We start from the raw sequence: 11,200 nt of genomic DNA, 5'->3' as shown, positions 1-11,200 counted from the left end.
GTCTTTAAATGTTCCACCTTTTCCAGCACCACATCGGCGATCTGCATGGCATCGGCGCCTTTTCTTTTGGCTACTGAAATAGTTACCGCAGGATATTCCGAGGGATAATCTGCTGCTATCGCTGTATCAGCTTGGCCGAACCCAAAATTAACGTATTCGGTGGGCAGTTCTGGACCATCATGCACCTGGGCCACCTGCTTTAAATATACAGGCTGATTTTGATTTATCCCTACGATTAAATTTTCAACATCATCGGTGGTTTGTAAAAAACTTCCGGTATTGACAAGGAATTCAGTATCATTTCGGTTAAAACTCCCGGAGCTCATCTGGGTATTATTGGCTTTTATCTTCTCACTAATCCCTAAAAGATCTACTCCAGCCGAAGCCATTTTATTTTTATCCAGGACAACGCGAATTTCCCGGTTCCTGCCTCCCATTCTGTGGGTGGCAGCCACATCGGTCACTTTGCTTATCTCGTGGTTTACTTCATTGGCAATTTGTCGTAGCTGGTAATCGTCATAGTTTTCACTCCATAATGTTAATCCAAGCATAGGAACATCATCTATAGACCTTGTTTTCACCAAAGGTGGCGTCACCCCTTCGGGCATCTGGTCCATATGTTTCATGATCTCGTTGTATAATTTCACGTAGGAGCGTTCTATATCTTCACCCACATAAAATTGAACGATCACCATCCCTTGTTCCTGCATAGAGGTGGAATACACATACTCTACCCCTTTGATGTTGGAAACTATCTTCTCTATGGGTTTTATAACCCTCGATTCCATTTCGGTAGGGCTGGCCCCGGGATAGCCCACAAAGATATCGGCCATTGGCACGTCTATCTGGGGTTCTTCTTCCCGCGGAATCAAAAATGAGCTGTAAACGCCAATCACCATAAAAACAACCATCAGTAATATGGTGAGTTTAGAGTCTATAAAACCCCTGGCTATTTTTCCTGCTAAACCTTCTTTCATTTTTATATTTTTTCAGTCCTCCCATATGATGAGAGAACATTCTTTAATAGTATCAGATTAATTAATTCAGGTTGAATTACATTTTCACCTTTGCACCGTTGTAGAGTTTTCCTTCAGAAGAAAGAATATATGGCTCGTCTGCTGAAAGGCCTGAAAGTACTTCCACCTGGTCGCCATAGGTCCGGCCTAATCTCAACCAGCGAAGCATCGCCGTATTCTGTTGACTTACGGTATAAACTCCGTGAAGATCCCCCTGAGTTATTAAAGCTTCTTTAGAAACAGTAACCGGCCCCTGAGTGTTTTCATCTGCTTCAACGGGAAATTGAACAGTAGCATACATTCCTGATCTCACCGGAAGATCGGTTTTTTCCAAAGCGATCTTTACCGGAAACTGACCACCGGTGTTACTGGAAGAGCTGCTCACTTCAATTACCTTTCCTTTCAACGGCTGGTTAAGAGATTTGATATGCACCTCAACTTCCTCTCCTGATTCTATAGCTCCAATGGAGGATTCAGGTACACTGGCACGAATCTCAAAATCTCCGGGGGCTTCAATGGCGATCAAAGGCATACCGGGATTGGCCATATCTCCATTCTCAACAAATTTGTTGGTGATTACTCCGCTAAATGGCGCTCTTATTTCAGCATAAGCAAACTGGGCATCGATCTCATTCTTCATCGCTTTAGCCGATTCCATCCTTGCCTTAGCCATTTCATAATTAGCTGTGATATCGTCTACTTCTTTTTGGGAAGCACTGTTTTCTGAAAATAAAGCCTGATAACGTTCGTAATCTTTTTGAGCATTCCGGAAAGCTACTGTTGCTTCATTTATACCGGCATTTACCTGCGCTCTTTTGGCCTGAAGATCAGCATTGTTAATAGACACTAACACCTGGCCTTTTCTAACTTCATCGCCCGTATTAACGTGTACCTGATTGATGTAACCCATTATTCGGGTACTAAGCGTAGCATTATTTTCAGCTTCCACGGTACCGCTTGCACTAAGTTTTCCTCCTGAAGCCGAAAGTGGGGTGCTAGTCGTAACCTGTATTGCGGCAACCTCTTTTATATTTTCTTTCTCATTATCACCGCAGCTAATGAATAATGTTGCTGCAAGTCCTAAAGTGAGTAAAATTCTTGTTTTCATTTTTATCTTGATTTCCTCTCTCAATGAGAGATTATATTTAATTGGTGATTATTCTGCTTTTGTTAAAAATTCCAGATAAGATTTTGCGAAATTATATTCGAAGATCGTCTGGTAATATTCCAGTTGCTTTTGCTGAAATTGAGTTTCGGTTTGCAGGAGATCTGTAGTTTTTTCAAGGCCCTGTTCAAACCTGTTAGTTCTTATACGGAAAGCTTCCTCCGATTGTTCTACGGCAAGTTCACTGCGTTTCATTTTATCATAAAGATCTTCCACATTGCGTTTAGCCCGGTTGATCTCCATTTGACTTTTCGCCTTATATTGATCCAACTCTAATTTGGATTGTTCAAATTCTGCTTTGCTTTTTTGGGCTTTTCCGAATCGTTTGCTTCCCTGGAACAGGTCCCAGCTTAGTTCGGCACCTATCATATATCCACTGGCAGCACCCTGAAAGAAATCCTCGTCATAAAGCTCATAGCTTCCGAAAGCATTAAGCCTTGGTAAAAATGCCATTTTATCAGCCTTGTTCATTTTTTCATAGGCATCAGTGGCGAATTCCATAGCCTGGATATCGGCACGATCACCGGAAAGCTGAAGGCTCTCTGCGGAATAAAGGTTTTCAGCCTTTAGCTGGTCTGAAGGCATCCAGATTCTTCCGCTTTCTTCATTCATCAGAAACGAGAGATAATCCGATGCATTTTGGACGTTGCTTCTGGCCATTTGCAATTGGTTGTTTACCTCGCTCACGCGAACATCAACAGCAAGTACATCGGCACGTTGCAGGTAGCCCTGATTAAAACTGTTATCGGCCAGTTTTTTATTCTCCAAAGCCGCTTCCTGAGCGGTCTCCAAAACCGATACGGCCTCATGAGCTAATTGCAACTCCATATAAGCTTTTTCCACTTCCAACAGCACATAATCCCGGGTACGATCTCCCTGGAGTTCAGTGGCCTGCATCTTGGATTTAGCAGCCTGGCGTTGCAAAAAACCGTCAACATTAACAAGAGGTTGTTGGACCTCTATTTTTGTGGCAAAATTGTTAACCCTATCCGGGTCGTTGAGCAACACTGGATTAAAATCATTTTGAGTAAGTATTTCCTGGTTGAGCTTTGAGCCAAAGGCCATCAACGGATTGGTAGTTGTAAAACCCGTGTGCGAAGCCTTTATATTTGGCAGGAATACCGCATTGGTTTGGCGGTAATCTGCTCTGGCCTGAAAGAACTCCTGTTCAGATATCTTTAAGCTTCGGTTGTCCTCCAGTACCCGGGCCAGAACCTCCTCCTTAGAGAGCGTCGTTGTTTCCTGAGCATAGAGATATCCTCCCGTAAGCATTGTTAATAGAAAAATAAATGTATATGGTTTCATGGGTTACTTAATTTGTTGGCAAAAATAAGCCGCAGCCTAGGCCAAGCCTGTAACCCTTGTTACCCAGGAAAAGAGGTGAGATTTTAAATAATTTTCTTATAAAAGCTTAAAACAGGAAAGGTTTATATTGCAAAAAACCCAATGAAATCAAGACTTTCAAAGGGTTTTTGAATAATAAAAAAGGATTATTTGGGAGTTTTCTGAAGAAGCCGAAAACACCGGTAATTACTGAATGTAACATTAGTTACATGGATATTTAGGCAGATTGACGCTTATATCCAGAATTCATCATGCCAGACACCGCAGGAAATCTCTTGGTCATGATGCTCCTGAAGTTTTCTGTAATCTTCTTCGGAAGCCTCTTTCTGAATTTGGTTGAATAAAACGCGCTCCTCGAACCTGATATGACTTTCCAGGTCCCTTCTTATCATTTTAAGATTTTCGGAAATATCTTCTTTAGCCTGGAATAAATATTCTAAATGCTCGTGTTCTTCCAAAGCCTGTTTTATCAATGTATGATCTTCCCCCAGCACCGGAAAAACATATCTTTCTTCGATCTCAAAGTGAAGTTTCAGGTGATTTTCCCAAAACCACTCCAGATAAGTCTTCATCCTCTCCGGTTCAATGCCTTTTTCAAAACCTTTCCCTATTTTCCAGCAAAGCAAGAGGCCCTGGTGGTGTTCCCGGCTTAGAGGCTGGATCGCTTTATGTCTTTTGATAGGTTTGTTTTTAGGTGCTTCAGCCATATTCCGGATTTTAGTCGTACAACTAAGATAAGGATTATCTTTTTGAATATAGAATTGGCAACGAATCAGATTAGCAACAAACCACCGACATACACCAGAATTCCCACCAGCATCAGGATGAGGGTATAAGGCAGGATCTCCCTGGCTTTCAGTTTGGTGATTGCCAGCAGCGGTAAAGCCCAGAACGGCTGAAGCATATTGGTGATCTGGTCGCCATAGGCCAAGGCCATTACGGCTTTATTCAGGGGTACTCCCAGCTTTAAAGCACTCTCCAGGACTACCGGCCCTTGAACAGCCCATTGCCCGCCACCGCTGGGCACAAAGATATTTACCAGCCCTGCACTGAAAAAACTGTACACCGGAAGACTTAGCTCGGTGGCGAAACTCACGAAAAAGTTTGCGATATCGGCAACCAAACCGCTTTCCCGCATAATTCCCATGATCCCAAAATATAATGGAAACTGTATCAAAATAGCCGCAGCTCCACCTATGGCCTTTTCCAAAGCTTTCAGAAAAGAAGCAAAAGAATCATGCATAAGAATGCACAAACAAAGCATGAGGAAATTGAGCATATTTGGTGTTAGGTTCCCGGCAAAAAGCTGTTCAGAATAACTGGCAAAAAAAGCACTTAGTAACAATAATCCAAAAACCAGTTTAAGCCATTTGGATTGATCCAGTCTTTCTGCGCCTGTTACCGCACGCTTTACGCTGACTTTATCCTGGGATTTTAGTTTTACCGGAGCAGTCCCTGCACTTCTGGAAATCAAATACAGCACCAATGGAATAAGCAAAAGCAAAATTCCAAAGATGATCAGGTTCCAACTGGCAAAAATGGTGGTATCGGTTGGGATGCTATCAGGTAACTGAGCGAGAAAAGCGGGATCTCCGCCGGGAAATAAACTTGCCAGGTGCCCGCTTTCGGCAGCTTTTAAGGGAGCACTTCCGCTAATTCCCCCGTGCCAGACCATAAGGCCTACATAGCCTGCTGCACCAATTAAAGGATAGTTTATCTTGAAATTTCTTTCCTGGGCGGCTTCAGCAACTTTCCGGGCCATAATTGCTCCGAATATCAACCCCAGACCCCAGTTAAAAAAAGCCACCAGCATAGTAGAAACCGAAACGATGATCACCGCACTTGCATTGTTGGTTACTATTTTGGTAAGCTGACTTGTTAGCCAGGCAACCGGTTTGCTTAGCACTAAAACGTGGCCCAACACAAGAATTAGCATCATCTGCACCATAAAAACCAGCAGAGCGGGATCCCACATTCCTGCTTGCCAGAAGTCCAGGATCTGCACGGCAGAATCGCTACTTTGGTCTCCTGTAAATAAAAAAGCAATCGCTAAAGTGAGGAGGCTAAGTAAAACCGCCAGGGTAAATGGCGCAGGAATAAGTTTTTTAAATGTTCTTTCTACGAAATGGGAAGCAGACATCGAAATTACTTGGTTTACCGGCTAAGATAATTATTTTGAAAGTTAAAGCTTAGTCAGGACTATTTCCGAAGAAAATCAAAAGCACCTTCTCTAAGATTAATACCATATTCAAGGTAAGCTTTTAGGCAGGCAAGAAAATTTGCCCAGCCCTCGGTGTTATTTTGTAACCACTGAATGCCCATTTTATCGTTCTTTCTGCTTTTTTCGGTGATTTGTACTACTGTTGAATTATTTCTGGCGGGACGTAGTTCTATTTCGGTGAGCAGCTCTTCTTCGTCTATATCCCAGTAAAAGGAGATATATTTATCCTGCTCTATCTTATGAATACGTACCGGCGCTTCTTCTTCAAACTCCGGAAACTTCCAGACCAGCAGCCTGCCCTCTTCCATTGGTCCCGTGCTTTCTGAAATGAAATAATTTTTCATTTTCTCCGGGTTGACGATGGCTTCAAAAACCTCCGCGGCTGATTTCTGAATTTGTAATGCGGCTTTTACCTGAAGTAGTTTTTGCATTGTTTAGGCTTCTTTAATGAACCCTCAAATTAGTGAATTTTTATTCAGTAGAAAGTCCTTCTTTAAACCTAACCTGAAAGAAGTTGTGAATCGCAATTATTAGAAATCGGTATATTCCGTGGCGTCAATAAGTTCATACTTTGGATTGTGCTTCAGGAAAATATCGAAATAAGCAGTGTGAGTCCCTCCCAGGAGAATTAGCACGCGATCTTCCTTTTCCAGAGGAATAGCAGAAAGATTAGCATACATACTTAGGTTCCTTTCGTAAAAATCGGAAATGATCTCTGCACCCTCATTATTCCCGGGTGTTTGCATTGTAGCAAGGAAATTATAGAAATTAAAGGTTTCTGATTTAAATTCATCAGAATTATAGAAGGCAAATTGCTTTAAAAGCGGCTGGTCATTAATCCATTCCACAGATTTGATACTTTCTTCCAAAAATGCACTTGAGGCGTCCTGCTTTTTGGCCATTTCCATAAGTTTAGGGTAGTTGAAGCCAATATGCGCATCTATTCCGTAGACTTTCTCCACGCCCACTTGTCTCCCCACTTCAAAAGCAATAACATTTATCTCTTCGGAATAATTCACCCGATTAGACTGGTCTTTTATGTAAGCCTGATAGGTCCTGTTGGTAGCCTCATCTTCCCCGGGAACGATCTCTACACAGATTATCGTGGGTTTAAATTCAACTAACTGGTCTACGATTCTGCTGATGTCTTTCTGCACTTCAGGATTATTAACATCTACATACGAAGAATATGCATCTGAAGTATTGGTTAGATGGGAAGTAGCATAATTTAAAACTTTGATCTTTCCTTCATTTTGTGCAGCTGCGATGAAACTTCCAAGAAAGAAAAGTAACAGAAAAAGGCGTTTGGATTTGGTCATATTATGGTATAAAAAATCCCGCCGAAGGTAGGGCTTTGAGCGGGTCCTTTTGATTAACACCTTATAAAACTATGAAATTTCAAAGAGAAATTTCAGGAATAGGCTTTAAGATTCTAATTCCTTTTACAAAATGAAAACCCTCACCGGTTAAGATGAGGGTTCAGATAATTAAATGTTTCCAATGAAATTCTACAATCTTTTAAACTGTTTGGCTTCATCCTTATCCACTTCCATAATACTGATGGCATAACCTCCTGCAGGCACAGAAACCTGAGACAGTTTAGACCTGTGGTTTACGCGTACCTTCCTTATTTCATAAGACTGCGGATTGTCTTTGTAATCGGCGTCTTCTCCATCAGAATAAATCGTAGCAATATAATCTTTGTCTTTGTCGAGGAAGTCAAACGAAATTTTAGAAATACGTTCTTCGTTTCCGTTTACGTTTCCAACAAACCAGTTGTTTTCCCCTTTTTCTTTTCGGGCGATAGTAAGGTAAGATCCGGGCTCGGCTTCCAGGTAGATACTTTCATCCCAGTCAATGGCCACATCCTTTATAAACTGAAAAGCATCAAGGAATTGCTCGTAATGCTCAGGCAGGTCGGCAGCCATTTGCAACGGCGAGTACATAGTCACATACAAAGCCAATTGGTTTGCAATAGTACTGTTTACATGAGATTCATTATCAGGATTTAATTTACTGATGTCCATTTCAAAAATTCCCGGGGTGTAGTCCATAGGCCCTCCGATTAAACGGGTAAATGGCAGAACGGTCACGTGATTGGGTTTTGAACCTCCAAAGGCCTGGTACTCGGTTCCCCGCGCTGATTCGTTCGCGATTAAATTAGGGTAAGTTCTTGCCACACCGGTGGGGCGCACAGCTTCGTGGGCGTTGATCATTATTTCATAATCTGCCGCTTTTTCAAGTGCGTATTGGTAATGATTCACTAACCACTGTGAATAATGGTTTTCACCTCTCGGTAAAATATCTCCAACATACCCACTTTTCACAGCATTGTAGCCATGTTTCTTCATAAAAGCATAGGCTGTATCCATGTGGCGTTCATAATTTCTCACTGAAGATGAAGTCTCATGGTGCATAATCATCTCTACGCCTTTGCTTTTCGCGTAGTCCCGAATCTCTTCGACATCAAAATCGGGATAAGGAGTTACAAAGTCAAAAACATAATCTTTTGAAAAGCCAAACCAGTCTTCCCAGCCAATGTTCCAGCCTTCTACAAGTACACCGTCAAAGCCGTGTTCAGCAGCGAAATCGATGTGCATTTTTACATTTTCGTTATTAGCAGCGTGACGCCCGTTGGGTTCTGCAGCTTCAAAATCGGTTACTCCGAGCTTTACCGCGGTGAATTCATCGGTATAATTCCAGGAACTTTTCCCGGTGATCATTTCCCACCACACGCCGATATATTTCATGGGTTTAATCCAGGAAGGATCTTCTATTGCCAGCGGTTCATTTAGGTTATAGGTGATTCTTGATCTTAAAATATCCTTTGCATCGTCACTCACCATCACGGTACGCCATGGCGACTGGGTTGGAGAAACCAGGTAACCTTTGTCTCCGTTAACATCAGGAGTTAACCAGGATTCAAAAATCATATTCTCATCGTCCAGATCAAGGTGCATCGCCGCATAATCTATAAGGGCCGCTTCGTGTAAATTGATGTACAAGCCTTCATCAGATTTCATCATTAAAGAGGTTTGCACTCCTGTATCTGAAAATGAGGTTTGAGAAAGATTTCCGGTTATGGCGTCTTTCATGAGACCGCTAATCTCAGACAGTTTAGATTCTATATAATCATACTCCTGGGTATCATAATCTCCCGGAATCCAGAAGGCCGTATGGTCTCCCGCCATGGCAAACTGAGTTCTTTCTTCTTTGATCACGAAATGTCCAAGCTCGTTTTGCTGAGGAAACTCGTATCGAAAACCAAGCCCCGTATCGAACAAACGAAAACGCAATACCATGTTCCTATTGGCATCGTCTTGTTTAAGGTTTACCTCAAGCTCATTGTAATGGTTTCTGATTTCATTTTCTTCTCCCCAAACAGGTTCCCAGGTCTCATCAAAATGAGAGGTAGCTTTATCCTCAATGCTGAAACCGGATAAAAGGGAATGCTCGTCATTCTTTAGGTCAAAGCCCAACTTACTGGTTTCTATAACATCCTGCCCTTTATAGGTAAGACTGTAAACAGGGGTGCCATCCTCCTGAAGGCTAAAGTTCATTTCCAGGTTGCCATCGGGGGATTTAAGATCTTGCGCCAGGGTGGTGGAAACTGCAACCAGCCAAAGGCATGATATCATCAAAAGTCTTTTCATTTTTTTGTTTTTGGGATTATTTTTCAATTTCAATTAATTGTTCTTTTTTGGTATCGGGAAATTTGAGATAAAGTATTTTATTTTCTTTATCAAAGGTATGACCTTCCTCATTAAATTCAGAATTCCTGCTTTCCTTTAACTCCGAAAACATTTCGCTGCTGAGTTCTTTTCCATTAAGCTGAATTTTTCCAGGCTCCTCTTCTAAATGAACTTCCAGCCAGAAATTTCTTTCTACAGTTTCATATCCTGAGGTTTCAGGGGCACGGATCTTAACTGAAATCACTGAAGCGCCCGGCACAGCCTCTATTTTTGTTTTAGAAAATTTGTCGTTTTTATAGTCATTGGAGGTTCCGTCGTCTTCGTAAATGGTAAATTCTGAGGCTTTATTGGAAGGAAATATCTCCAGGATCATCGAAGTGTTATCCATAGCACCTATATATGGCATTACAGGCATTTTTGGAATTATGGCTCCTGCTCTTACAAAAAGAGGAATCCTGTCCAGCGGAGTGTCATAATCAATAAACTGCTCTCCGGAAAACTTCTGCTGCGGGTCATTGTAATCTATCCACTCTCCTTTTGGCAGATATATCTGGGTAAAAGTGATACCTTCTTCTACAACCGGAGCCACGAGAAATTCTTCCCCGAACATGAATTGTTCGTCAATTTCATAGGTTTTTTCATCAGTGGGGAATTCCAGGAAAAGGGGTCGCATAATAGGCAAACCGGTGTCATAAGCTTCCCGGGAATAGGTATAAAGATATGGGTGCAACTGGTATTTAAGCTCGATAGCCGCTTTTGAAATTTTTTCTGCTTCTTCACCAAAAAGCCAGGGCTCCACAGCGTTGTTGCCTTCGTGATGGGCGCGGCTTAAAGGATTAAAAATCCCAAACTGAAGCCAGCGAACATAAAGTTCAGAAAACTCTTCGTAATCCTCAATATCTCCACAATATCCAGAAATATCTGTAGCCCAGAATGGAATTAACCCAAGTCCTGCAGATAATCCAACCGGAATCTGATTGGCGAGATTTTCCCAGCCGGCTGTTACATCACTGCCGTTTCCACTGTCACCGCTCCATCCAAAAGTATATCGCTGCATCCCCGCATAGGCAGCACGGGTCATCTGGAACACGCGCTGGTTTGGATTTCTTTTTTCGAATTGCTCGGTCACCACGCGATCCCACTCCAGTCCGTACACATTATGGATCTCAGCGTGCATTCCTTTGTGATGTTTCATATGCAGGCGATCAGTATCTTCTTCATTGCTCCAGGCAGGTTCGCCCATATCGGTCCAGAAACCTTTCACCCCGTCATCAAGAGGTTTCTGCTGAAGTTCCCCCCACCAGTCGGCTACTTCGGGTTTGGTGAAATCTACAACTCCCGCATTGCCTCCCCAGGGCCATGGCATATCGTAAGATTTTCCGGTGCGTTCATCCAGGGCAAAATAGCCCTTTTCATTTGCTTCTTTCCATTGTGCTTCGGTAGATTGCGAGACCACAGGATCCTGGGAAATGATCACTTTAAATCCTTCTTCAGCAAGATCGGCGAGCATTTTTTCGGGATCATCATAGCGGTCTTCCCGCCAGTCAAAGCTCTGCAGCCCGTCTACCCAACCAATATCCTGGTAAATGATATCATTTGGAATTTCCCGCTCCCGGTATTCCCGTGCTATTTCGCGGGTAAGTTTTTCATTGGTGAGCATACCCCGACTCTGGGAAAAGCCCAGCGCCCAGTTTGGCGGCATAATAGGCTGCCCGGTAAGTTTAGTATAACTGCCAATGATCTCTTTATGGTTTTTTCCATA

Annotated in this window: 9 protein-coding genes; all 9 read right to left on the bottom strand. The window is 42.5% G+C overall.

The features are described 5' to 3' along the window. Positions 1-977, bottom strand: a 977-nt coding sequence (locus tag ACESK1_RS10130; protein WP_372920066.1) for an efflux RND transporter permease subunit, incomplete at its 3' end; no start/stop codon positions are given. Between the two features lie 76 nt (positions 978-1,053). After that, entirely contained in the window at positions 1,054-2,124 is a 1,071-nt protein-coding gene (locus ACESK1_RS10125) for an efflux RND transporter periplasmic adaptor subunit (protein WP_372920065.1), read from the bottom strand. Positions 2,125-2,172: 48 nt separating this feature from the next. Then, complete coding sequence (locus tag ACESK1_RS10120) at positions 2,173-3,486, bottom strand: TolC family protein (protein WP_372920064.1); 1,314 nt, start codon at positions 3,484-3,486, stop codon at positions 2,173-2,175. Positions 3,487-3,758: 272 nt separating this feature from the next. Next, entirely contained in the window at positions 3,759-4,232 is a 474-nt protein-coding gene (locus tag ACESK1_RS10115) for a hemerythrin domain-containing protein (RefSeq protein WP_372920063.1), read from the bottom strand. Positions 4,233-4,297: 65 nt separating this feature from the next. Next, positions 4,298-5,665 carry a TIGR00366 family protein gene (locus ACESK1_RS10110; protein WP_372920062.1) on the bottom strand — a complete coding sequence of 456 codons (1,368 nt, stop codon included), beginning with the start codon at positions 5,663-5,665 and terminating at the stop codon, positions 4,298-4,300. Between the two features lie 59 nt (positions 5,666-5,724). Beyond that, positions 5,725-6,177, bottom strand: a complete 453-nt coding sequence (locus ACESK1_RS10105; protein WP_372920061.1) for an SRPBCC domain-containing protein — start codon at positions 6,175-6,177, stop codon at positions 5,725-5,727. Between the two features lie 99 nt (positions 6,178-6,276). Next, positions 6,277-7,065: a DUF5694 domain-containing protein gene (locus tag ACESK1_RS10100; protein WP_372920060.1), complete on the bottom strand. Its 789-nt coding sequence runs from the start codon at positions 7,063-7,065 to the stop codon at positions 6,277-6,279. A 189-nt stretch (positions 7,066-7,254) separates the two neighbouring features. Next, on the bottom strand, positions 7,255-9,399 hold the full coding sequence (locus ACESK1_RS10095; protein WP_372920059.1) for a glycoside hydrolase family 97 protein: 2,145 nt from the start codon (positions 9,397-9,399) through the stop codon (positions 7,255-7,257). A 16-nt stretch (positions 9,400-9,415) separates the two neighbouring features. Beyond that, positions 9,416-11,200, bottom strand: a 1,785-nt coding sequence (locus ACESK1_RS10090; protein ID WP_372920058.1) for a TIM-barrel domain-containing protein, incomplete at its 5' end; no start/stop codon positions are given.

Source organism: Salegentibacter sp., assembly GCF_041642575.1.
In the GTDB taxonomy this organism is placed as follows: Bacteria; Bacteroidota; Bacteroidia; order Flavobacteriales; family Flavobacteriaceae; genus Salegentibacter.
This window is presented reverse-complemented; position numbering and strand designations above follow the sequence as displayed.